19 protein-coding genes are annotated in these 24,563 nt (G+C 45.4%); 11 read left to right on the top strand and 8 right to left on the bottom strand.

The features are described from left to right. Positions 1–308 precede the first annotated feature (308 nt). Positions 309–3,113, top strand: a complete 2,805-nt coding sequence (gene polA, locus OCU35_RS12685; RefSeq protein ID WP_261825457.1) for a DNA polymerase I — start codon at positions 309–311, stop codon at positions 3,111–3,113. Positions 3,114–3,660: 547 nt separating this feature from the next. Here polA and yihA read toward each other — a convergent pair. Then, entirely contained in the window at positions 3,661–4,320 is a 660-nt protein-coding gene (gene yihA / locus OCU35_RS12680; RefSeq protein WP_261825456.1) for a ribosome biogenesis GTP-binding protein YihA/YsxC, read from the bottom strand. Between the two features lie 200 nt (positions 4,321–4,520). Between yihA and OCU35_RS12675 the strand changes: the two genes are divergently transcribed. The 5 genes from OCU35_RS12675 (at position 4,521) to hemN (ending at position 9,030) form a co-directional block, all read left to right on the top strand. Continuing rightward, positions 4,521–5,138, top strand: a complete 618-nt coding sequence (locus tag OCU35_RS12675; RefSeq protein WP_017029343.1) for a c-type cytochrome — start codon at positions 4,521–4,523, stop codon at positions 5,136–5,138. Positions 5,139–5,833: 695 nt separating this feature from the next. Next, a complete protein-coding gene (locus tag OCU35_RS12670) occupies positions 5,834–6,484 on the top strand; it encodes a methyltransferase domain-containing protein (RefSeq protein ID WP_065599596.1) in 651 nt (216 codons plus the stop codon). After that, positions 6,471–7,031, top strand: coding sequence for a Der GTPase-activating protein YihI (gene yihI, locus OCU35_RS12665; protein WP_017029346.1), 561 nt, complete (start codon positions 6,471–6,473; stop codon positions 7,029–7,031). Before OCU35_RS12670 ends, yihI begins: the two co-directional genes overlap by 14 nt. Before the next feature lie 6 nt (positions 7,032–7,037). Further along, positions 7,038–7,526, top strand: coding sequence for a DUF2489 domain-containing protein (locus tag OCU35_RS12660; protein ID WP_261825455.1), 489 nt, complete (start codon positions 7,038–7,040; stop codon positions 7,524–7,526). Between the two features lie 130 nt (positions 7,527–7,656). Further along, positions 7,657–9,030 (top strand): oxygen-independent coproporphyrinogen III oxidase, encoded by a 1,374-nt coding sequence (hemN, locus tag OCU35_RS12655; protein ID WP_065209358.1) that lies wholly within the window; start codon positions 7,657–7,659, stop codon positions 9,028–9,030. Between the two features lie 74 nt (positions 9,031–9,104). Here the strand turns inward: hemN and glnG are convergent, their stop codons facing one another. The 3 genes from glnG to glnA form a co-directional block, all read right to left on the bottom strand. Next, positions 9,105–10,517: a nitrogen regulation protein NR(I) gene (gene glnG, locus OCU35_RS12650; RefSeq protein WP_017033014.1), complete on the bottom strand. Its 1,413-nt coding sequence runs from the start codon at positions 10,515–10,517 to the stop codon at positions 9,105–9,107. A 27-nt stretch (positions 10,518–10,544) separates the two neighbouring features. Next, positions 10,545–11,600, bottom strand: coding sequence for a nitrogen regulation protein NR(II) (glnL, locus tag OCU35_RS12645; RefSeq protein WP_261825454.1), 1,056 nt, complete (start codon positions 11,598–11,600; stop codon positions 10,545–10,547). Positions 11,601–11,827: 227 nt separating this feature from the next. Then, positions 11,828–13,237, bottom strand: a complete 1,410-nt coding sequence (gene glnA, locus OCU35_RS12640) for a glutamate--ammonia ligase (RefSeq protein ID WP_102501724.1) — start codon at positions 13,235–13,237, stop codon at positions 11,828–11,830. A gap of 555 nt (positions 13,238–13,792) precedes the next feature. On the opposite strand from glnA, the gene typA reads away from it, so the two are divergent. The 4 genes from typA to OCU35_RS12620 all read left to right on the top strand — a co-directional run bounded on the left by typA (position 13,793) and on the right by OCU35_RS12620 (position 18,124). Beyond that, positions 13,793–15,622 (top strand): translational GTPase TypA, encoded by a 1,830-nt coding sequence (gene typA, locus OCU35_RS12635; protein ID WP_261825453.1) that lies wholly within the window; start codon positions 13,793–13,795, stop codon positions 15,620–15,622. A 212-nt stretch (positions 15,623–15,834) separates the two neighbouring features. Next, positions 15,835–16,749 (top strand): virulence factor BrkB family protein, encoded by a 915-nt coding sequence (locus tag OCU35_RS12630; RefSeq protein WP_017029353.1) that lies wholly within the window; start codon positions 15,835–15,837, stop codon positions 16,747–16,749. Then, positions 16,721–17,155, top strand: a complete 435-nt coding sequence (gene dtd / locus OCU35_RS12625) for a D-aminoacyl-tRNA deacylase (RefSeq protein ID WP_026012654.1) — start codon at positions 16,721–16,723, stop codon at positions 17,153–17,155. Before OCU35_RS12630 ends, dtd begins: the two co-directional genes overlap by 29 nt. Positions 17,156–17,200: 45 nt before the next feature. Further along, the gene (locus OCU35_RS12620) at positions 17,201–18,124 is read left to right on the top strand and encodes a bifunctional GNAT family N-acetyltransferase/hotdog fold thioesterase (RefSeq protein ID WP_017029355.1); all 924 of its coding nucleotides are present in this window, start codon (positions 17,201–17,203) and stop codon (positions 18,122–18,124) included. Here OCU35_RS12620 and OCU35_RS12615 read toward each other — a convergent pair. From OCU35_RS12615 to hslR, 4 genes are all read right to left on the bottom strand, one after another. Continuing rightward, on the bottom strand, positions 18,121–20,016 hold the full coding sequence (locus tag OCU35_RS12615) for an AsmA family protein (RefSeq protein ID WP_261825452.1): 1,896 nt from the start codon (positions 20,014–20,016) through the stop codon (positions 18,121–18,123). The two genes, OCU35_RS12620 and OCU35_RS12615, sit on opposite strands and share 4 nt — an antisense overlap. A gap of 104 nt (positions 20,017–20,120) precedes the next feature. Then, on the bottom strand, positions 20,121–21,749 hold the full coding sequence (gene pckA / locus OCU35_RS12610; protein ID WP_261825451.1) for a phosphoenolpyruvate carboxykinase (ATP): 1,629 nt from the start codon (positions 21,747–21,749) through the stop codon (positions 20,121–20,123). Positions 21,750–22,070: 321 nt separating this feature from the next. Then, positions 22,071–22,943 carry an Hsp33 family molecular chaperone HslO gene (gene hslO / locus OCU35_RS12605; protein WP_102446540.1) on the bottom strand — a complete coding sequence of 291 codons (873 nt, stop codon included), beginning with the start codon at positions 22,941–22,943 and terminating at the stop codon, positions 22,071–22,073. 14 nt (positions 22,944–22,957) lie between these two features. Continuing rightward, positions 22,958–23,344, bottom strand: coding sequence for a ribosome-associated heat shock protein Hsp15 (gene hslR / locus OCU35_RS12600; RefSeq protein WP_017029359.1), 387 nt, complete (start codon positions 23,342–23,344; stop codon positions 22,958–22,960). Positions 23,345–23,527: 183 nt separating this feature from the next. Between hslR and gspC the strand changes: the two genes are divergently transcribed. Continuing rightward, positions 23,528–24,472: a type II secretion system protein GspC gene (gene gspC, locus OCU35_RS12595; RefSeq protein ID WP_315972626.1), complete on the top strand. Its 945-nt coding sequence runs from the start codon at positions 23,528–23,530 to the stop codon at positions 24,470–24,472. Positions 24,473–24,563: the final 91 nt, after the last annotated feature.

Genomic DNA, 24,563 nt, shown 5'->3' with positions numbered 1-24,563 from the left:
GCAACAAATACCTTCTATCTTTATCTCTCAAAATTTTTTTCCACATACAATGATCACGCCAAGATCTTATTATGGATCGATAGATCTATATTAAGTTGTTGTATTTTAAGGTTTTTAATCTTCATTTTTTGATTTTATCTACAGGCTTTTTCATCAGGTAAATAATTTGCACACAAACTTATCCACAGGAGAGGGTGGGGTAAGGGATAATTTTTGTGGGCGTAAATAAGGGTTATCTAGATAAGCAGAGAGACTCGTGGCATCCTATACCTAAGTTATTCCCTTCTACCTAAGTTGGACACCTATACATGGCAACGATCCCTGAAAATCCGCTGATTCTAATTGACGGTTCCTCATACCTTTATCGAGCATTTCACGCTTATCCTGGCACCATGAGTAACGGTGAGCACCCGACTAATGCCGTTTATGGTGTGATGAATATGCTAAGAAGCATGATGCGCCAATTTTCTAGCGAGCGCATTGCGGTGATTTTCGATGCCAAAGGGAAGACATTCAGAGACGACATGTATCCCGAGTATAAGGCGAATCGTCCACCTATGCCCGATGACCTTAGATGCCAAATTGAGCCATTGCACAATATGATCAAGGCAATGGGTCTACCTCTTATTTCTATTTCAGGTGTTGAGGCCGACGATGTTATCGGTACTTTATCTTCTGCTGCTTCTAAGAAAGGTATGCCAGTCCTTATCAGTACCGGCGATAAAGATATGGCTCAGCTAGTGGATGAGAATGTCACTCTGATCAATACCATGACCAATGTTATCTCTGATAGAGAGGGTGTGATTGAAAAATTTGGGATCCCGCCAGAATTGATTATCGACTACCTTGCACTGATGGGCGATAAGGTTGATAACATCCCAGGCGTGCCTGGTGTTGGTGATAAAACTGCGACGGCTCTATTGCAAGGCATTGGCGGTCTAGATGACCTGTATAACAGGCTTGATGATATCGCCCCGTTGGGGTTCCGTGGCTCTAAAACCATGGCGAAAAAGCTCGTTGAGCACAAAGATTCAGCCTACCTCTCCTACCAATTGGCAACCATTAAGCTAGATGTTGAGTTGGATGTGACTCTGGATGACCTAGTGAAGGCAACTCCAGATAAAGATCAGCTGATTTCACTTTATGGTCAAATGGCATTTAAATCTTGGCTAAACGAGTTGTTAGAGGGCGGTACCGGCGTTGTAGAAGCGGATGAGAAATCTGGTCGTGCCATTAGCAACGGAGCAGGTAAAGCGGCATCAACAGCTGAAACACCGACAAAAGCGATTACCATCGATCGCAGCCAGTACGAAACCATATTAGAAGAAGACAGTTTTAACCTTTGGCTGGAGAAGCTAAAGAAAGCTGAGGTGTTTGCCTTTGATACAGAAACTGACAGCCTAGATTACATGGTGGCAAACTTAGTGGGCTTGTCTTTTGCTACGGCAGAGGGTGAAGCGGCGTATGTTCCTGTTGCTCATGATTATCTAGATGCACCAAAGCAGCTGGATCGCGATTGGGTTCTACAACAACTCAAGCCACTATTGGAAGACTCAGCCCAAGCTAAGGTAGGGCAAAACCTCAAATACGATGCATCAGTCCTAGCGCGCTATGATATTGAAATGCAAGGCATTGCCTTTGATACCATGCTCGCGTCTTACGTGTATAACAGCGTGGGAGGCAAGCATGATATGGACAGTTTGGCCTTGCGATTCTTGCAGCATCCGTGCATCTCATTTGAGCAAATTGCCGGTAAGGGCAAAAAACAGCTGACTTTTAACCAAATTGATCTAGAAGAAGCCTCTCCCTATGCCGCTGAGGATGCCGACGTTACCTTACGTTTGCATAACCATCTAAATGCACTTCTTGAGGCGGACGAAAAGCTTAATTCGGTATACCAAGACATCGAGATGCCATTGGTGCCTGTGTTATCACGTATTGAGCGTCGTGGCGTGTTAATTGATGACATGCTGCTAGGCACGCAATCGCAAGAGATTGCTCAGAGACTGGATGAGTTGCAAGCAAAAGCCTTTGAATTGGCAGGCAAAGAGTTCAACTTGAGCTCTCCTAAGCAATTACAAGCCATCTTATTTGAAGAAATGGGCCTGCCGGTTGTGAAGAAAACGCCATCGGGCGCACCATCGACCAACGAAGAAGTGCTTCAAGAGTTGGCTCTTGATTATCCGCTACCTAAGTTAATTCTTGAGCATCGTGGTTTAGCTAAGCTGAAATCAACTTACACCGATAAGCTGCCTAAGATGATAAATCCAACAACAGGTCGCGTGCATACCTCATACCATCAAGGCGTTACGGCTACGGGGCGTTTATCGTCTACCGATCCTAACCTACAGAACATCCCAATCAGAAATGAAGAAGGTCGCAGAATTCGTCAGGCGTTTGTCGCGCCACATGGCTGGAAGATCCTTGCGGTGGATTACTCTCAAATAGAACTGCGCATTATGGCGCACCTATCCGGAGATAAGGCGCTACTAGAAGCGTTTAGAACAGGCAAAGATATCCATGCTGCAACCGCAGCAGAGATCATTGGTGTCGATATTAATGAAGTGTCTAGTGAGCAGCGTCGCCGTGCTAAGGCAGTCAACTTCGGTCTTATCTATGGTATGAGTGCCTTTGGTTTGGCTAAGCAGCTTGGGATCCCTCGCGGTGAAGCTCAGCATTACATGGATACCTATTTTGAGCGTTACCCTGGTGTGATGCAGTACATGGAAGAAACTCGCAGTCAGGCCACTGAGCAGGGCTATGTTGAAACCTTGTATGGTCGTCGTCTACACCTGCCTGAGATTAACTCAAGAAACGGTATGCGCCGTAAGGCGGCAGAGCGCGCTGCAATCAATGCACCAATGCAGGGCACAGCTGCAGATATCATTAAAAAAGCAATGTTGCTTGTCGATGAGTGGATTGAGCAACAGCAAGGTGAGCCTAAGGTTCGTATGCTAATGCAGGTACACGATGAATTGGTCTTTGAGGTCCGTGAGGATGCACTTCAAGAAACTGAAAGAAACATACAGGATCTAATGGAAGCAGCAGCAGAATTGGCTGTGCCTTTGGTAGCTGATGCTGGTCATGGTGACAACTGGGATCAAGCGCACTAACACACTATCTGCACCAAAAGGGGACATTAACGAGAGCTGACTCACGAAGTCAGCTTTTTTTTGCGTGAGTTTTGTACAGACGGTGAGTTTTACTGGTGAGCCCTGCAAAGGGTTTTTTATGAAAAAAAACTACAAAAAGTGTTTGCATTTGGTCACAGATCGGGTAAATTTATCTGTGTAGGGTACAGAGGTAAGATGTTCCATCTTTCAGACCTTTTGTTTCACGTTATTAGAATTTGTTTAAATTCATACGCTTCAGTTACTTTTTGACTGAAGCGTTTTTTATTGCCCCAAAGAAAATTTTTCCCCTTACTTTCTAATGCCTTAGATTCACACCAATCTAGAAATAACTCGCCTGTATGCATAAAAAGGCATAGTTAAATTTTCAATGTGCTCAAACTGCACTCAGAGCATGACTTGCTGATAGAACTCACTTATTTAGATTTTAGCAATGCTGTGGATGGAGTCGGGGGCTCACTGGTTTGTAAGTTACAAACAAAAAACGCGGCCTCAGGCCGCGTTTTGTTAATCATGGTTCGCTATCGAGCTATTCTTGCTCTAGAGCATCATCATCTTGTTCAGGTTGCTCAAAGGCTGGTGCAAACCAGGTGTCTAGACGCGCACGTAGCTGATCAACACCAATCCCTTTTAAGGAAGAGAATGCTTCAACATTCACATCACCACCGAAGCCTTCAGCATCTTTTTGAATCTTAAGTAGGGCTGCTTTACGAGCGCCACTCTTCAATTTATCCGCTTTAGTTAATAGAACCTGAACTGGGATGCCAGAGTCTACTGCCCAGAAGATCATCTGCTGGTCGAGGTCTTTCATTGGATGACGAATATCCATTAGGACCACTAGTCCTTTTAGACACTCACGTCTTTGTAAGTATTCGCCAAGGCTTCTTTGCCACTTTTTCTTTAGTTCCAGAGGAACTTGAGCAAAACCGTATCCCGGAAGATCGACAATGTGACAGTTCTCATCCACCTTGAATAAGTTAATTAGCTGAGTACGACCTGGGGTCTTACTGGTTTTTGCCAGTGCGCGCTGGTTGGTTAGGCGGTTGAGCGCACTAGATTTTCCCGCATTAGAACGACCAGCGAATGCGATTTCGATACCTTCATCTTCAGGAAGGTGACGAATATCAGGGGCACTGGTTATAAAATGCGTGTTTTGGTAATGAATTTTTACGCTCACTGTTAACTCCATCGCGACTTTGTGTAGTCGACTGATTACTTTTTTGTGAATTTGTGTAAAATAACCGTGTTCGGCATTAGTTCGCCTATTCTAGCACGACAAAAGGCGGCACCTAGGGCTTGTTCACCTTTTCAGGTACTTTTTATTCAATCTAGAAGATAAAAACTGAGCAAGCCTTAGTCTTGGAAGCTCAATTATTATAATGGAATGTCATGAAGAAATTAGCGCTCATCGTAACTCTTTTCGCTAGCTGCTCTGTGTGGGCGGCAGGTAGCATTGAAGCAGGTAAAGAAAAATCAGCAACTTGTGCAGCTTGTCATGGTGCTGACGGCAATAGTCCAGTAGCTATTTATCCTAAACTGGCAGGCCAACACGAAAACTATATTGAGAAACAACTTAAGGACCTTAAGTTGGGTGCAACTAGTGGTGGCAAGCAAGGTCGTTATGACCCAGCGATGAGTGCAATGGCCATGCCTTTGACAGACGAAGATATGGCTGACTTAGCGGCTTATTATGCGTCTATACCTATGTCAGAAAATACAACACCTGAGAATGTGGTAGAGCAGGGCAAAGAGTTGTACCTAGCGGGTAACGCAGAGCGCGGAATTGCCGCTTGTGTGGCTTGTCATGGTCCTCGCGGAAACGGCACTAGCCTATCAGGCTTCCCTAAGATCTCAGGTCAACATGCTGATTACATCAAGCAGCAGCTACAAAAGTTCGCTTCAATGGAGCGTAACAATGACCTAAACGGCATGATGCACGATGTAGCGAAGAAGCTGACAGAAGAAGAGATGGATGTACTCGCCAAGTATGTTGGTGGTCTGCACTAATCTCCATCTTTGTCGCTAACAAAGATTTAAAGGCCTAACATCCACTCGATGTTGGGCCTTAGTTTATTCTGCTACCTGCTATTTTTGTCATAGCTTGGCTGATTATCACATCACTTTGTGAGACATTTCTCATTTTCGATATCCGCTATATTGCACAGCAACTTTGTAACTAATTGAAAGATTTAATGAATAATTGTGGGTTTTTAAAAGTGTGATCGGCTCCTGCTGTTTATTAATTGCACATTTTTCTATCAGGAGTAGAGTAGTCGTTATCGAAAGGACATGATGATTGATTGTTTTCAGTCTTGCTCAGGAAAAGTTTAGGGAATGGTATCGCCTTTGGCGACGTAGGGTTAACAACGGATGGTTTGTTTTTCTCAGGTCGAGAACCCAGATAGGAAGGCTGAGGATTAGCCGCGCAAATGGAAGCTTGCTAGGGATAACAAAAATCATCAGGATGATGAAAAACAAAATTTTGGCATGGAAAGCGTCAAAAACAAATGGAATTTTGAGAGCGATAGGGAAACCTATCGCTTTTTTATTGCCTGAAATTTGCGAATAACCGGCTTAAAGACGCTTGATATGGAATATTGCCGTATACGCATACAAAAAAAACAGCGGAATTGCGGATTTTTTCTACACTCTTTCCCCATATTTTGATAAGTTGCGCCTCCTAAGCTAAATAGGCGATTTGAATGTTAGATTGTCCACTTTGTCATCATAGTGAATCAAAGTTTTATTGGGAAGATAAGCGCAGACAGTACCATCAATGTCAGCGTTGCGAACTGGTGTTCGTTGACCCCAATCAAAGGCTGGATTCAAGCCAAGAAAAGGCTCACTATGATCTACATGAAAATGACCCAACTGACGTGGGTTATCGTAAGTTCTTATCGAGAGTTCAGATTCCACTTGCCGAAAGAATCGGTAGCCACAAGCAAGGGTTAGACTTTGGCTGTGGTCCCGGTCCTACATTATCTTTGATGATGCAAGAGGCGGGGCACGATGTAGACTTGTACGATCTCTACTACTATCCAGATACCAAGGTATTAAACAAGCGCTATGACTTTATCACTGCGACAGAGGTAATAGAGCACCTCTATCAGCCTGATGTAGTTTGGGCACAGTGGATGAGCATGTTGAAGCCAGGCGGCTGGCTAGGTTTGATGACTAAGATGGTTCGTGATGTAGAGGCCTTTTCCACATGGCACTACAAGAATGACCACACGCATGTAGTATTTTTTAGCAGAAGCACATTTGAGTTTTTAGCTGCGAGAGATGAGCTAGAACTAGAATTTATTGAAAACGACGTAATATTATTGAGGAAGTCGAGTAATGAGTCGACATAAGAAATCGAGAAAAGCAGGTTCAACAGGTGATGTAGACCTAATCGTAACTCGTAACCGCTCTGAGGCGGATGTAGAGGGACGCACACGCAAGAAACTAAAGAAGCGTAAAGGTCAGAAAGCTGGTGCACGCCACTCGGTTGCTACTGAATCAAAAGAGAACGCAGGTCGCGGTCAACGTGATCCACGCATTGGTTCTAAGAAAAAGATCCCACTTATCATAGAGGCAGCTCCTAAGCCAACTAAGCAGCAACGCAAGTACACTGCAGAGCAAGAGCTAGAAGCACTAGAAAATGATGCACAATTGAATGTGTTACTAGATCGCATTGAAAATGGCGAATCTCTAGGTGTAGGCCTTCAGTCGTACGTTGACCAGAAATTGGATCGCGTAGAAGTGCTAATGAAGCAACTGGGTCTACTTGAGCCAGAGGAAGAAGAGCCGGAAGAGGTTGTTGTTCCAAGTAAAGCGAATAAGAGCAAGAAAGCAAAAACGGAAGATGAGCTTCTTGCCTCATTTGAAGACCTAGATCTAAGCGATTTCAAGGACTAAGAATCAATGGATATGGCTGTGCTGGCTTCGATTGGAGTTATCATCATCCTTGGGTTGGGTGGTTACGCTGCGTATTTGCTTAATAAACTTAAAAAGCAGAAGCAGCTTATTTCACAACATCAGGCGTTAGCCATTGCAAAGCGCAATGCCAAGATCTTCGAAAGTGTCGATACTTTATGCCTTGCAGGCATTCAAGGTCAATGTGACCTTTCGGAGCTGAGCATTCGTCTGTGCAACATTCTGGACTATGTTCAGGGTGAGCAACGCATTGATGTGAAAACACGCTACCCAGCGTTGAGCGAGCTATTTGAAGTGGTTAATGACATGGCTCGAGGCGAAGATCGCCAGCAATTGGCGAAACAAGAGCGCATGAAACAGAACTTGGCTCGTCATAAGGCTGAAACTCGTCTGAGTGATACTATTATTGAAGAGTTGAAAGATCTTAAGGGTCAAGTGGCTCCATTGAACGACCAAATCTCCATTCAAATGCGATAGCACTCGCCATAGGCGTGATCCTGCTAGCAAATATCAACAATTCTGCCTGATATTTGCTAGCTATAAAACGAGTCACCTTAGTGGCTGTGGCAAAATAGCTCCCCTTATCAGCAGTACTTAGGATATTAATATGTCTAGCCGACAAATTATCTGGGATCAGAGTGTATTGGATAAATACAACTACTCTGGGCCTCGTTACACTTCTTACCCAACGGCTGTGGAATTCCACGAGGCGTTCACCGTTGCTGAGCTAGACATTGCGTACATGCAATATCCTGAGCGTCCGCTATCTCTCTATATCCACATTCCGTTCTGCCATAAGCTTTGCTACTACTGTGGTTGTAATAAGGTCATCACTCGTCATCAGCATAAAGCGGACGACTACTTAGATGTATTGGAATTTGAGATTCGCCAGCGTGCGGCACTGCTGAAAGAGCGTAAGGTAAACCAGTTGCACTTTGGTGGGGGCACACCCACCTTCTTAACCAAGGCGCAAATTAGCCGTTTGATGGCGGTGATTTACGAAGAGTTTGCGTTTAATGCTGATGCTGAAATCAGTATTGAGGTAGACCCGCGTGAGATTGAGCTGGATATGCTTGATCACTTGCGTGAAAAGGGCTTTAACCGACTGAGTATTGGTGTTCAAGACTTCAATAAAGAAGTACAGCGTGTAGTAAACCGTGAACAAGATGAAGCGTTCATTTTTGCTATGGTTGAACGAGCTAAAACGCTGGGCTTTCGCTCTACCAATCTAGACCTAATTTATGGCTTGCCGTTGCAAACGGCGGACTCGTTTGCTGAAACTATGCGTCAGGTGCTGAGTATGCGTCCAGGACGCCTATCAGTGTTTAATTACGCTCACATGCCTCAGTTGTTTGCAGCGCAGCGTAAGATCAAAGACGAAGACCTACCCATTGCCTCTGAGCGTATGTCTATTCTGCAGCAAACCATTGAAACCCTGACGACCGAAGGGTATCAGTTTATCGGTATGGACCACTTTGCACTTCCAGAAGATGAACTTGCAGTGGCACAGCGAAACGGTGAGCTACATCGAAACTTCCAAGGCTATACCACGCAAGGTGATTGCGACCTTATCGGCTTTGGTGTCTCTGCCATTTCTATGGTGGGTGATACGTATGCGCAAAACCAGAAAGAGCTTAAGCTATACTACGGTCAGATAGAGTCTGAGCGTCATGCACTGTGGAAGGGCGTGGCTCTGGATAAAGACGACCTAACCCGCCGTGAGGTGATCAAGCAGCTTATCTGTAACTTTACTTTGAATAAGCGCGATATCGAACAGCAGTTCGGATTAAGCTTTGATCAGTACTTCGCTGAAGATTTGCAGCTACTACAAACCTTCATTGATGATGAATTGGTTGAGGTCTCAGATTCTGAGATTAAGGTAAGCCTTCGTGGTCGCTTGCTGATTCGAAACATCTGTATGTGTTTTGATAAATACTTCCGAGCTAAGGCTCGCCAGCAGCAGTTTTCTCGCGTTATTTAGAGCAGAAAGCCACCTTAACCAAGGTGGCTTTTTTCTTTTTTGGCGTCCAGCAATAGCCAATCAATTGAGTTCAATTAATCGCTGAGGCTTAGCTCTTTCAACTTACGAGTTAATGTATTGCGTCCCCATCCCAATACTTTTGCAGCGTCTTGTTTATGACCATTGGTGTGATTCAGCGCTACCTTCAATAAAATACGCTCAAATTCAGGAAGGGCATAAGAGAGGAGTTCCGTTTCCCCAGAGGCGAGTGCGGTTCTAGCCCACTTCTCTAGCAGTTCTTGCCAGTCTGAGCTATCCGTACTGGTAGACAGGCTTCGCTCTTCTACAAGCTCTTGAGGAAGGTCTGACGGCAGTATTTCACTACCACTTGCCATGACCGTCAACCAGCGACAGGTGTTCTCTAGTTGTCTAACGTTGCCCGGCCAGCTAAGTCGAGTAAGGATATCTACCGCTTCTTTGGACAGGGTTTTCACTTCAACACTCAGCTCTTCTGCAGCTAAATCTAGGAAGTGCTGTGCGAGCTTTTCGATATCTTGTTTGCGCTCCCTTAAAGAAGGGATGTGTACGCGAATAACGTTTAAGCGGTGGAAGAGATCTTCACGAAAGTCCCCCTCTTTAACGAGAGATTCTAGGTTTTGGTGAGTAGCCGCAATGATCCTTACGTCTACCTTGATAGCAGAGTGCCCGCCGACACGATAGAACTGTCCGTCGGCAAGTACGCGCAATAATCGCGTTTGGATATCCAGTGGCATATCACCAATTTCATCCAAAAATAGCGTGCCACCATTGGCCTGTTCGAATCGACCTTGGCGAACGCTGTTTGCGCCAGTAAATGCCCCTTTCTCATGTCCGAAAAGCTCTGACTCGATAAGGTCTTTTGGAATCGCAGCCATATTGAGGGCAATAAAAGGATTTTTGCTACGAGGACTGTGTTTATGCAAAGCGTGGGCGACCAATTCCTTACCCGTACCTGATTCACCATTAATTAACACAGAGATAGAGGAGCGGGAGAGACGGCCGATAGCACGGAAGACCTCTTGCATCGCAGGTGCCTCGCCTATGATTTCAGGAGTGTCCGCTTTGCTGGAGGTTAACGCGTTGTGGCTTTGTTTTTGTTCTTGGCTATGAGTAATGGCGCGATCGGCAAGGGCAAGTGCTTCATCGATATCAAATGGCTTCGGCAGGTACTCAAAAGCCCCTTCTTGATACGCCTTAACGGCAGCGTCTAGGTCTGAGTGAGCCGTCATAATAATAACCGGCAATTCAGGCTCCGCTTTTTGGATCTGTTTAAGCAGGTCAAGGCCATCCATACCAGGCATACGAATATCTGAGATGATAACGTCTGGAACCTCTCGCTCTAGTGCTAAAAGTACGCTTTCAGCATCTGCGAAGGTTTCACACTTTATATTGGCGTTAGAGAGGGTCTTTTCTAGAACCCAGCGTATAGAACTGTCGTCATCAACGACCCACACATAGCCTTTACTCATTATTCTGCCTCCTAGCGCTTTTATTTTTTAATAATCTAAAATGGGTAGATAAACGGTGAACGTCGTTTTACCGGGCCAACTGTCTACTTCGATCTTGCCGTGATGCTGGTCTATAAGGTTTTGGGATATTGATAGCCCAAGCCCAGTACCACCCTCTCGGCCACTGACCATAGGGTAAAACAAGGTATCTACTAGCTCTGGGGGAATACCAGGACCGTTATCGACCACCTCTATTCTGGCGGCAAGCTTAACTCGCTTGCCATGGATATTGACTTGATGCTCAGTTCGAGTGGTTAGGGTGATTAGAGCATCATCTTGCTTTTGTAATATTTGAGCGGCATTGCTCACTATGTTGAGCAGTGCCTGCTCGATCTGCTCGCTGTCCATGGCAATATCCGGCAAGCTCGGATCATAATCTCGCTCAATGCGAACATTTTGACCTAACTCGAGCCCGACCAACTGACGCACCTTTTCTAAAATAAGGTGCACATTCTCTGGTTGCTTGGTGCCCGGTCTTTGTGGTCCAAGCAAGCGATCCACCAGGTTCCGTAACCTGTCAGCTTGCTCGATAATAATCTGGGTATATTCGCGCAATGACTCCGATGGCAGCATTTTTTCTAGTAGTTGCGCTGCGCCGCGAAGTCCACCAAGCGGGTTCTTAATTTCATGAGCCAGGCTTCTCACCAGTAGCTTGGCTGCTTGCTGCTGAGCATGTTGATTGAGCTCTTGATTGAGTCTTCTTTGTTGATCCACCTGTCGCAACTCAACTAAAAGCATCACCTTTTTGTCCCACGAAATAGGGCTGATGGTGATCTCCAATAGCAATGGTCTGCCTTCTATAACAAAGGTGACGTCACTGTCTGTAATGCTCTGCCCTGAAATTAAGGGTTGTTCAAACACCGCAAAGTCGATGGAGGAGTGCTCCACCAATTCAGGTAACCGCTGATCGACACAACGATTCTTACTCTGTCCAAATAACTGTTCAGCCGCTGGGTTTAAGTAGCAAACCGTCAATGCTTCATCGATCAGCAAGGTCGCTGTAACAAGTTGTTCTAAGACGGTGTCAGCTAGTGGTTTACTCACGAAAAATCCTTTTTGGTGCAGAGAGAAAATCTAAGTTTATTATTGCACAATATTGGTGCAATAAGTGCTGCAGTTCGAGGAAATTAGCTCTTCCCTAGATAATGCAAAAAGCTTGCCGTTTTTTGAGATTGCTCTTAATTGGTGCTAATTAATTGAGTGCACGACAAATGGAGAATAAAAAAGGGCCTGCCAATGGCAGACCCTTTTAAAAGCGCTTAATCTAAAGATTAAACAGAGTAGTAAAGGTCAAACTCAAGTGGGTGAGTTGTCATGTTGATCTTTTCTACGTCTTGAGATTTCAGGTCGATGTAAGAATCGATGAAGTCATCAGAGAATACGCCGCCAGCAGTTAGGAACTCACGGTCTGCATCTAGAGAAGCAAGCGCTTCTTGTAGTGAAGCTGCAACTGTTGGGATTTCAGCTGCTTCTTCTGCAGGTAGGTCGTATAGATCCTTGTCCATAGCTTCGCCTGGGTGGATCTTGTTCTTAATACCGTCAAGGCCAGCCATTAGCATTGCAGAGTATGCTAGGTATGGGTTAGCCGCTGGGTCACCAAAGCGTAGCTCGATACGGCGTGCTTTAGGGCTTGGTACTACTGGGATACGGATAGAAGCAGAACGGTTACGTGCAGAGTATGCAAGCATAACAGGTGCTTCGAAACCTGGAACTAGACGCTTGTATGAGTTAGTTGCAGGGTTAGCAAATGCGTTGATTGCACGCGCGTGCTTGATTACGCCACCGATGTAGTAGATAGCTAGCTCAGATAGGCCACCGTACTTGTCACCAGCAAATAGGTTAACGCCATCTTTTGCTAGAGATTGGTGAACGTGCATACCAGAACCGTTGTCGCCAACCAGTGGTTTAGGCATGAAAGTTGCTGTTTTGCCGTAAGCGTGAGCTACGTTATGAACAACATACTTATAGATTTGAGTTTCATCAGCTTTAGTTGTTAGCGTGTTGAAGCGAGTAGCGATCTCGTTCTGACCCGCTGTAGCTACTTCGTGGTGATGCGCTTCAACTACTAGGCCCATTTCTTCCATGATTAGACACATAGCAGAACGGATATCTTGAGATGAATCAACAGGAGCTACTGGGAAGTAACCGCCTTTAACACCTGGACGGTGACCTTTGTTACCTTCTTCAAAATCAGAACCTGAGTTCCAAGATGCTTCTACGTCATCGATTTTGTAGAAAGAACCTGACATGTCAGTGTTGAACTTAACATCGTCAAACAGGAAGAATTCTGGTTCTGGACCGATTAGTACTGTATCTGCGATTCCAGTAGAACGCATGTACTCTTCAGAGCGCTTCGCGATAGAGCGAGGGTCGCGGTCGTAGCCTTGCATAGTAGTAGGCTCAAGAATGTCACAACGGATGTTCAGTGTTGAATCTTCTGTGAATGGGTCAAGTACCGCGCTTGCTGCGTCCGGCATCATAACCATGTCAGATTCATTGATACCCTTCCAACCAGCTACAGAAGAACCATCGAACATTTTGCCTTCTTCAAAGAAGTCTGCATCGACTTGGTGTGAAGGAAGAGAGATATGTTGCTCTTTACCTTTAGTATCGGTAAAGCGTAAGTCAACGAACTTAACTTCATTTTCTTGGATCAGCGATAGTACATTTTCTACTGACATGATTGGAAAACCTCCAGTGTTGGTAAACGTGATTGCTCGATTTTGGTGAGCATAAAATCCTAGGATTCAATCTACACTCTTTTTTACTCATCGAACAATTAATATTTTTCGACTGCTTTCCCTAATGCGAAAGGCGTGCCAACTTTTTAAAATCTATATTTATCAATGCTTTAATTGGCTGGCGGTTGCTTTTTGATATCCGCAGTGCACCAAGATGATCCATGGTTGCACAATATTGGGGCGTAAAAATGTGAGATTTGGGTGCAGTTGCTCAATATCAATGAATTATTCTCAGTTAAAAATAAGAAATGGATCACTTTCGCCCTAGATTGGTGCGATGAGAGATCGCCTCTAAAGGGTAAATAAGGTGACTAAAAGAGGGAAGCCAGTGGAATTTACTAAGCTGGGGGCTAAATAGAGGTCAATAATTCATTAATAAGTAAGGTATAGATCACATCTTGTTGGGATTTTGGCTAAAATCTGATACATTACGGCAAATTTTTTTAATTCCTGTCATCGGCAAACCGCCGAGACGCTACTGAGTGAACTCTATTCATGTCTACTCCACAGATTGATAAGTTAAGAAACATCGCCATCATTGCGCACGTTGACCATGGTAAAACAACACTGGTTGATAAGCTGCTACAGCAATCGGGTACGCTTGAGTCTCGTGGTGAAGCTGAAGAGCGCGTAATGGACTCGAACGACATCGAGAAAGAGCGTGGCATTACCATTCTTGCAAAAAACACTGCAATTAACTGGAATGATTACCGCATCAACATCGTAGATACCCCAGGACACGCCGATTTCGGTGGTGAAGTTGAGCGTATCATGTCTATGGTTGATTCTGTTTTGCTTATCGTAGATGCAGTTGACGGCCCTATGCCTCAAACTCGCTTCGTAACACAAAAAGCATTTGCACACGGCCTTAAGCCAATCGTTGTAATCAACAAGATTGACCGCCCTGGCGCTCGCCCTGATTGGGTTATGGACCAAGTTTTCGATCTATTTGACAACCTAGGCGCAACTGACGAGCAGCTAGACTTTACTGTTGTTTACGCTTCAGCGCTTAATGGCTGGGCAACAATGGAAGAAGGCGCAACTGGCGAGAACATGGAACCATTGTTCCAAGCTGTTGTTGATACAGTAGAATCTCCAAACGTTGACCTAGACGGTTCACTGCAAATGCAGGTTTCTCAGCTTGATTACAGCTCTTACGTTGGTGTTATCGGTGTATGTCGTGTAACTCGTGGTTCTGTTAAGCCTAACCAGCAAGTGACTATTGTTAACGCTGAAGGTAAAAAGCGTAACGGTAAAGTAGGCACGGTATTGGGTTACCTTGGTCTTGACCGTCACGAAGTTGAGCAAGCAAATGCAGGTGACATCATTGCAATTACAGGTCTTGGTGAGCTGAAGATTTCAGACACTATCTGTGACCAAAACAATGTAGAAGCGATGACTCCTCTATCTGTAGATGAGCCAACGGTTACTATGACTTTCCAAGTAAACACTTCTCCGTTCGCGGGTAAAGAAGGCAAGTTCGTTACTTCACGTAACATCCTTGAGCGTCTTGAGAAAGAATTGGTACACAACGTAGCATTGCGCGTTGAAGAAACTGACAACCCTGACCGTTTCCGTGTATCTGGTCGTGGTGAGCTTCACCTTTCGATCCTTATCGAAAACATGCGTCGTGAAGGCTTCGAGCTAGCAGTATCTCGTCCAGAAGTAATCCTTAAAGAAGAAGACGGTCAACTTCTAGAACCCTACGAGACAGTAACCATCGATGTGCTTGAAGAGCATCAAGGTGGCATCATGGAAAATATCGGCCTACGTAAAGGTGAGCTAACAGATATGTCTCCTGATGGTAAAGGTCGTGTTCGCATGGACTTTATGATGCCTTCTCGTGGTCTTATCGGTTTCCAAACTGAATTCCTAACGTTGACGTCTGGTTCTGGCCTGATGTACCACTCGTTTGATCACTACGGCCCTCACAAAGGCGGCGTAATTGGTCAACGTAATAACGGTGTTCTTATCTCGAACGCAACGGGTAAAGCTCTGACGTATGCTCTGTTTAACCTACAAGAGCGTGGTCGTCTGTTTGCACAGCACGCTGATGAAGTTTACGAAGGTCAGGTAATCGGTATTCATAACCGTGCAAACGACCTAACCGTTAACTGTCTTAAAGGTAAGCAGCTAACGAACGTACGTGCTTCTGGTACGGACGAAGCTCAGGTTCTTTCTCCACCGATCAAGCACACTCTAGAGCAAGCTCTTGAGTTCATTGACGAAGATGAACTAGTAGAAGTAACGCCTGAAAGCATTCGTATCCGTAAGAAGCTTCTTACTGAGAACGAGCGTAAGCGCGCAGCACGTCCAGCTAAGTAATCTAATCTCAGACTAGCTGTGCGCTGAGTGCACAGCACAGCTGAACGCAGCCCCGCAGAAGCCCCTTTATTGGCTTACTTCTGCGGGGCTGTTTTTTTTGCTAAACTGAAACTTCTTTCGTAACAGATTGAATTTTCAAACGGCAAGTCATGATGACTTGTGAATAAGTCTCAACTTTCAATCCCTATTGGTATTACAGCAGGACGCAGTAAATGCTCAATCTTCCACGCTGGGTACATGTTTTATTACATTACTCCGGCTACCTCTACCAAAGAGCCAAGCACGATAGGCTACCTGTGAATGCAGGTTATATGGCTTACATCACTCTATTGTCTTTGGTCCCTTTAACCACGGTTACCTTAACCGCGTTGTCGCGTGTGCCTCTATTTGATGGTGTAGGGGATACGGTTCAGCAGTTCGTGTTTAGTAACTTTGTGCCCGCTGCGGGTGAGGCTATTCAGCACACTCTGAACGAATTTATTGCCAATACGGGTAAGATGACCTCGATAGGGTTAGTGTTCCTATTCTTTGCTGCCTTGCTATTGATCTCGGCCATCGATAAAAACCTCAACTACATTTGGCGAGTGCGCAAAAAGCGCCGTACTGTGTATTCATTTTCTATGTATTGGATGGTGCTAACTCTCGGTCCTGTGCTAGTGGGCATGAGCTTGGTCTTTTCTTCTTACGTTGGCTCGCTACGGGTTTGGAGCGAAGATACGGTGCATTTGGTGTATGGCCTGTTGCCTATCAGCTTTTCTTTCTTAGCCTTCTTTGGGCTGTATCTGCTGGTGCCTAATATTAAGGTACGCTTTAATCACGCCTTGGCGGGCGCGTTTGTTGCCGGCTGTTTGTTTGAGGTCAGTAAGAAGCTATTCGCCTACTACGTGTCTCAGTTCCCTTCGTATCAGCTGATATATGGTGCCTTGGCGGCGGTCCCTCTGTTATTTATGTGGATTTATCTCTGCTGGATGATAGTGTTGATCGGTGCAGAAATCACAGCCAGCTTAGGTGAAGATGAGGTGTGGCGGGTGAATGAGCCATTCAGCATCAAATGGTTTTTGTACTACCAAGATAAATTAATGAGAAAAAGGATTCGAAGTGATAGCTCTGATTCAGAGAGTGAGTGAGGCCGCTGTAAAGGTCGACGGTGAAGTGGTCGGAGAGATCGATAAAGGCTTATTAGTCCTGCTTGGCGTAGAAAGAGATGATGATGAAGCCAAAGCTAAACGCTTGATGGAGAGGGTAACCACCTATCGCGTATTTGGTGATGATGAAGACAAAATGAATCTGAATGTGAAGCAAGTTGATGGTAGTGTGTTAGTGGTTTCCCAATTCACGCTACCTGCCGATACTAAGAAAGGGACTCGAGCGGGTTTCTCACGCGGTGCGGCACCGGCAGATGCAGAGCGCTTGTATGAGTACTTCTCTGATCGATGCGCGGAAGTGCTTCCCACTGAGCGCGGTCGCTTTGCTGCAGATATGAAGGTCTCACTGGTCAACGATGGTCCTGTTACCTTCTGGCTCCAAGTCTAGGACTGTTGTTCTATAACTAATTGATTCAAATGGATCTGAACTCATATGTTTAAACTGATTACCCCAAGAACTGAAAACCAACTGCAAAAGTATTATCACTTTCGCTGGCAGATGTTGCGTGAGCCTTGGCAAAGGCCAAAGGGTTCAGAAAGAGACGAGTACGATGAGCTTAGCCATCACCGCATGATAGTGGACAGTCGAGGCCGTCCTGTTGCCATAGGACGCCTGTATGTAACTGCAGATGATGATGGTCAGATCCGTTATATGGCGGTGAAAAAGAATCGCCAGGGCAAAGGCGTTGGTTCTTTGATCATGGTAGCTCTAGAGTCTTTGGCTAGAGAGGAGGGCGTGAAGCGACTGGTGTGTAATGCCCGCGAAGACGCCATTGAGTTCTATCGCAATAATGGCTTTGAAAGCCAGGGTTCGTTGAGCGATGAGCGAGGACCTGTACGCCATCAGCAAATGATTAAAACCATCGACCCTATGGCGAATGTATTGCGACGCCCTGATTGGTGTAATGAGCTACAAAGTCGCTGGGAAGAGCAGATCCCTATCAGTGATAAAATGGGAATCAAGATCAACCAGTATACCGGCTATAAGTTTGAGTGTGTTGCTCAGCTAAACCCAAATCTTAATCCACACAATACGATGTTTGCAGGCTCAGCGTTTACCCTAGCCACCTTAACGGGGTGGGGGATGGCTTGGCTGTTGATGAAGGAGCGAAACCTTCATGCTGACATCGTGCTTGCGGACAGTAATATTCGCTATCGTCACCCTGTAAAAGAGAGCCCAAAAGCGAGTACCTCTTTGGATGGCATTAGTGGAGACCTTGATAGACTAGAAGGAGGGCGCCGAGCCCGAATTATTATTAAGGTATTTATCTATAGTGGCACACAAGAAGCGGTTGAATTTACCGGTACTTATGTATTGCTGCCTAGCTCAAAGGCCAATGAAACCCTAAGTGTTTAGGGTTTCTCCTGATTTTCAGCTTTAGGGCAGGTCATGGAGATTTGATTGCGCCCTTTAGGCAGTGTAGAAGAGAGCGACAGGCAATCTGTGCTGAGGTGAAACTTAATGTTCCCCCCTTCTAGATCCACTAGGTCAACACTGCCTTGCACGCTTCCAGACAAATCTTGGCTGACGAATTGAATCTCTGACACCTTCACCACCCCTCTGTTTGCTTCGATGTTCACCTCTGGAATGATAACCGTGTGCTTATTTTTTGCAGAGAAAGGTAGGGTCAACTGTACATCGTGTGGCGCTATCTTTACCTGACCATCAAGGCTGTGTTTTAGCATTAGCTCATCGCCACCTAGACCGCTTAAGTCAATGGTTAAGTCAGCAAGTCCGTTCCAACCGACCGCCGCATCGAGCGGGTGCGTAATGCTTTCTAAAGGCAGGCCATAAGCCTGTACGGACACTTGCCACGGATAGCTGGCTAGCCCTAGATCTATGCTTGAATCTGCTTTGATTAATCCATCATTGATAGGCACAAACAGTTGCCTTACATGCCATAGTCCGTCAGTGGTATCCGTCTCTAGATAGGGCTTGATAGACGTCATGCCAAATGCAGACAGGCTATTCGCACTAGCGGCAAAGGAACCATTCCACAGCGCCCAATTACCGTCTTTTTTGAGGATAAGTTCTCTGCCTTCGGCGTTAACATTGGACACCTGCCAATGACTGTCTGTAGAAATATCAATAAGCTGACTGCGCTCTACCCTGAGTTTGTCTATTTCAACGGTCTGTAGAGCATGTAGTGATTTCATTACAGCATCATGGACCTCAGGGTCTTCAATACTCCACTCCAGATTCTTAATCTCTAGTTCATTGAGGTGCACACTGTCTTCAGACAGCTTACCGCTGGTGGTAAATTGGCCCTGCTCAAACAGAAAGGTAAACTTATCGAACTGAATACTGTGTGATGCAAATTGCCCTGATGCTTGTGGCTCCAGTAACAATTGTTCATGCCAAGCAACGCTCTCTGCGGAAAACTGGAATGGACTATCTTGCGTCCATAAGTCTTTGCGAAGATCCCAGTTGCTTAGCTGCAGATGCATTTGGTTGAGAGCAAGGTCATTAGCTTGCCAACTAGATCGCTCGATCTCTAGGTGTTCAATAGACGTGATTTTTTTCAGAAGAGGGATCAGTGGCGGTGGCTCTGGTTGAGAGAATAGAGGCTCGGAAAGCTGGAGGTTTCGCACCAACGCATCGTTGATCACCCAATCATCACTGTTTTTCTCAGCAATGAATTGAATTTCGCCTCCACGCCAATTAAAGCTGACAAGGTCTAATTGAGTCTTATCTTCAACGTAATTGATTCTGGCCTTAAAGTTATCAAAGGCTTCGCCCTTCCAGTACACCTGATCACTGTCGATATTTAGGTACCCTTCAGGGTAAGGGGCTTTCGGGGTGTAAGTGAGCTGGATATCTCGTGCGATAAAGTCGTTGTTCGCAAAGTCCATACCTCGGATTTCAATATGCTGAGGCTGCCAGCGCTGCACTAGGCTATCGAGCTCGTTTTTATCTGGGACTCCCTCAGGCAGGTTAACGCCGGAGATCAATACATTGGTTATTGAGAGTGGCTTGGGCCAGCGCCATTGCGCTTCGAAACTCAATTGCACGTTGTTGATAGCAATGACAGAGTCATTGGGCTGAGCGATAGTCACTCGAGATAGAGATAATTGATCGGGGTACTGATAGTGTGACTCGTCTATTTGAATTGAATTATCTGTGACGCGAGAGAGGATTTGTTGAGTTAACCAACTTGAATGAGAGGTTTGTAAGATCAGAAATAGCGCAATAAGCCCTGCTAGTAAAAGCAATATCGCCCATAAACTGATTTTGAGTACCGCCTTCATCCTATTTCCCAATGCTGTTCGCGTATGGGTAAAGATGACTTATATCTTATTGTTTATCAATAAAAAAGCCCCTGAAACAGGGGCTTGATTCACAAGAAGAATAATCAGTCTAGCTGTGGTCCGGCTTTAACGAGTGATTTACCTTCATCGTTGTCAGTGTACTTGTCAAAGTTATTGATAAAGCGTTGCGCTAAATCATTAGCCTTGCTTTCCCATTGCAATGGGTCAACGTAGGTGTCGCGTGGATCCAAGATCTCAGGATTAACATCGTGTAGTGACTTAGGCACCTCTAGGTTAAACACAGGGATAGTGGTGGTTTCCGCTTTCTCGATAGAACCATCTAGAATGGCATCGATAATGGCGCGAGTATCTTGGATAGAGATACGCTTGCCTGTACCATTCCAGCCCGTATTCACTAGATAAGCCTCAGCACCTGCGGCTTCCATACGCTTCACTAGCACTTCTGCATACTTGGTTGGGTGCAGAGTGAGGAACGCTGCGCCAAAACAGGCAGAGAAGGTTGGCGTTGGCTCTGTAATACCACGCTCAGTACCAGCTAACTTAGCGGTAAAGCCAGAAAGGAAGTGATACTTCGTTTGCTCTGGTGTGAGCTTAGACACAGGTGGTAAAACGCCAAATGCATCCGCAGATAGGAATATCACCTTATTCGCGTGTCCGCCCTTAGAAACAGGCTTAACGATGTTCTCAATGTGATGGATTGGGTAAGAGACTCGAGTATTCTCAGTCTTCGAACCGTCATCAAAATTGATTGAGCCATCATTGCGCACCGTAACGTTCTCTAATAACGCATCACGACGAATGGCATTATAGATATCTGGCTCTGCTTCTTTTGATAACTTGATGGTTTTTGCGTAGCAACCACCCTCAAAGTTAAACACGCCATCGTCATCCCAGCCATGCTCATCATCACCGATCAATGCACGCTTTGGATCGGTTGATAGCGTTGTTTTACCCGTACCGGATAAACCAAAGAATACCGCGACGTCGCCTTCTTCGCCCATGTTTGCAGAGCAGTGCATAGAGGCGATGTCTTGTAGAGGAAGGAAGTAGTTCATCATTGCGAACATGCCTTTCTTCATCTCGCCACCATACCAGGTGCCGCCGATCAGCTGCATGTTCTCTGTGAGGTTAAATACAGTGAAGTTTTCAGAGTTCAGACCATGCTCTTGCCATTTATCGTTGGTGCATTTCGCACCATTCATTACCACGAAGTCAGGCTTGAAGGTTGCTAGCTCGTCTTCGGAAGGGCGTATGAACATGTTTTTCACAAAGTGAGCCTGCCATGCTACCTCTGTGATGATACGCACAGCCAGGCGAGTATCAGGGTTAGTGCCACAATAACCGTCAATGACAAACAGACGCTTATTGGAAAGTTGAGTGGTTACTAGTTGTTTTAGGTCATTCCAAACAGCTTGGTCGATAGACTTGTTGTCGTTCTTAACCGTATCTGTTGTCCACCACATGTTTTCACGTGTGGTGTCATCCTTAACAATGAATTTGTCCTTTGGAGAACGCCCTGTGAAAATGCCAGTATCTACCGCTACAGCGCCTAGTTCTGTCACTATGCCCTTTTCGTAACCTTGTAGTGTTTCACTGGTCTCCTCTGCGAAAAGCGTTTCGTAACTCGGGTTACGAACGATTTCGGTAGAGCCGTTGATACCATATTGAGTAAGATCGATGTTTGCAGCCTTAGTATGTTCCATAACGGTCATAGGTGCTCCTTGTAGGGTATTTATAGTAAGAATAATTTTGAAGTTGCTGAATTTATAAGTATTTTGGTCTAGCAAGCAATCTTCTTAATACTGACTATATATGGCTTTTTTGATTATTTTTTCAACAAGGATCACGTTTTTGTAGTTCAGGATTTGGACAGGAATAAGTCTTGAGGTTGATCATAAAAGCGCACTATTGACATATATCGTGCTAAAAATGCGAGTCAATGCGGATTTTATGAACATTTTCCGCTATGAAAAGTGATGGATATAAAAAAACCGGCCCACTTGGCCGGTTTATAAAATGCTCAAACTGTGAGCTTAGTGCAATGTAGGCTTATTCTCTGCGTTGGCAAACAATTCTTCTACTTGAGCAGCATCAAAATCGTAAGTGGTTCCGCAGTAGTCGCAGTGTAAATCTACGCTACCTTCTGTCGCCAAAATATCGTTAATCTCTTCGCGTGCCACAGTAAGGATTGCAGCGCCACTGCGCTCTCTTGAACAGCCACAGAAGAACTCAACTTCTTGCGGGTCGAACAGCTTAACGGTTTCTTGGTTGTAAAGTCGGTACAGCAACTCATTGGCTGGTAGGCCGAACAACTCTTCGTTCTTCACTGTGTCCGTCAGTTGCTCTAGGTGCTCGAAGTCATCCGCAGAGCCAGTACCATCTGGAACAACCTGTAGCAGCATACCTGCAGCGTGTTGTTTGCCTTCATGTTCACCAATACGGAACCATAGGCGGGTTTTAAGCTGCTCTGAGCGCTCAAAGTAAGCCTCTAGAACCTCCGCAAGGGTATCGCCTTCTAGACCAACAACGCCTTGGTAGCGTTCGCCTTTGTTTGGTGAAATCGTAATCACCAAGTGACCTTTGCCTAGCATGTCATGCAAAGTCGCAGTCTCAGCGATCTCGCCTTCAAAGCGAGCAACACCGCGCATCTTTTGGTTGTTGTCACCATTGATGACAGCCAATGATACTGGGCCATCGCCTTGTAATTGAAGCGTGATAGAGCCTTCAAACTTTAGAGTGGCTGTCAGTAATGATGTAGCCACTAGCAGTTCGCCAAGCAAGGTTTGAACTGCCGCTGGGTATTGCTTGCTGTCTAGGATGGCTTGATACGCTTTATCTAGCTGTACTAGTTCACCACGTACAGATAAATCTTCAAATAAGTAACGATTTAACACGTTGTTTTCCATTAGGAAACTCCAGCTTATTGGTTCTTAAATTTAATCAGGTCACGTCGTTGTTTTTTATCAGGGCGACGTTCAGGACTTGGGTTATGTGCGTGCAGCTTGCGCTCTAAAGCAGTTTTTTCTCGCTTCTCTACACTCTCAGCGGTTTCGCTGTAGAGTAATTGCGCCTCAGGTGCTCCGCGTCGTTGGTCAGAAACTTTTTCTATCCTAACCGTTTTTTCAACATTTCCCTGTCGTAGGGTAATGGTAGCCCCTAGTTCCACAATTTTGCTTGGTTTGCTACGCTGCCCATCATAGTGGACCTTGCCACCATCGATCATGTTACGAGCGATCGAACGGGTCTTATAAAAGCGTGCTGCCCATAACCATTTGTCTAGTCTTACAGACTCGGTATTGGAACTCATAGTGATCTTTGCTCTCTAAGTGTTATCCAGCAGCCTGATTAATGGTGACGGATATATCATTTTTCAAGTAAATGCATTTATTTACATTCGAATTTATTGGTTGTCTAAATTTGGTAATGTTATTTATGGTAATCTTGCGCACCAGTTTAACCCAGTAGCACCAACGCCTTAGTGGCATATACTATGGAAGTCGGTATATCAAAAGGACCTGTTTTGTCTAAGTTTTCCACATACTCGCACAAAGCCAATCAACTACTAAATAGTGTAGTGAATCAGCAGGCGATAATTGCCCGAGGATTGACTTTTGTTTTGCTAGTTACGTCTGCTTGGCTGTGTGGTCATTTATTTTGGCACCTAATGGGGTCTGAATCAGGAGTTGAACGCTGGACACCCTCAACTGCTAGCGTTGGCACGAATACTGGCCAGCAACAAGGCGCGGATATTGCCCCTTTGCTCAATGCTAATCTGTTTGGCGAAGAATCAGAAGATGCACCTGCGGTTGTTGAGCAAGTGGTTGATGCCCCGAAAACACGTCTTAATCTTGTATTGGTGGGCGTGGTGGCCAGTAGTAATCAGAAAAGCAGTTTAGCGGTGATTGCTAACAGAGGAAATCAGGATACCTATGGCATTGGTGAGACCATTGATGGTACGCGAGCGCAGCTGCGTAACGTGCTAAAAGATAGAGTTATCATCGAAAACCAAGGTCGTAATGAAACCTTAATGTTAGAAGGGATAGAATATAAGCGCGTCGCCGATGTACAAGAGATCGCGAAGCAGCAACCCCAATCGAATGTTCAGGGCAATAACCCTGAGGTCGATCTAGGTGACCTAGACTCTATCAAAGCAGCAATATCAGAGAATCCTCAGCAGTTCCTCAAGTATATTCGTCTATCTCAAGTTAACCGTGACGGTAAGTTAGTGGGTTATCGTGTTCGCCCTGGGAAAGAGCGTGCGCTGTTTGATTCTGTTGGCCTGCAAGATGGCGATATCGCCGTTGAACTCAATGGCGCGGACCTTACGGAGCCGTCAGCGATGGGCGAGATTTGGAAGTCTTTGGGCGACTTAAGTGAGATTAACCTCACCGTTGAGCGAGATGGTCAACGCTACGATATTTATTTACAACTATAGTTTGGTAACAGCATTGTTATCGACTAGGAAGCATCGGCCTATCTAATAGAGCCATGCTCGGCATGGAATGCCATTGATTTTTTTGGGAGTA

It is taken from the genome of Vibrio breoganii, from assembly GCF_024346795.1.
Taxonomy (GTDB): domain Bacteria; phylum Pseudomonadota; class Gammaproteobacteria; order Enterobacterales; family Vibrionaceae; genus Vibrio; species Vibrio breoganii.
The sequence above is the reverse complement of the archived record's forward strand: the minus strand, read 5'-3'. Positions and strand labels throughout refer to the sequence as shown.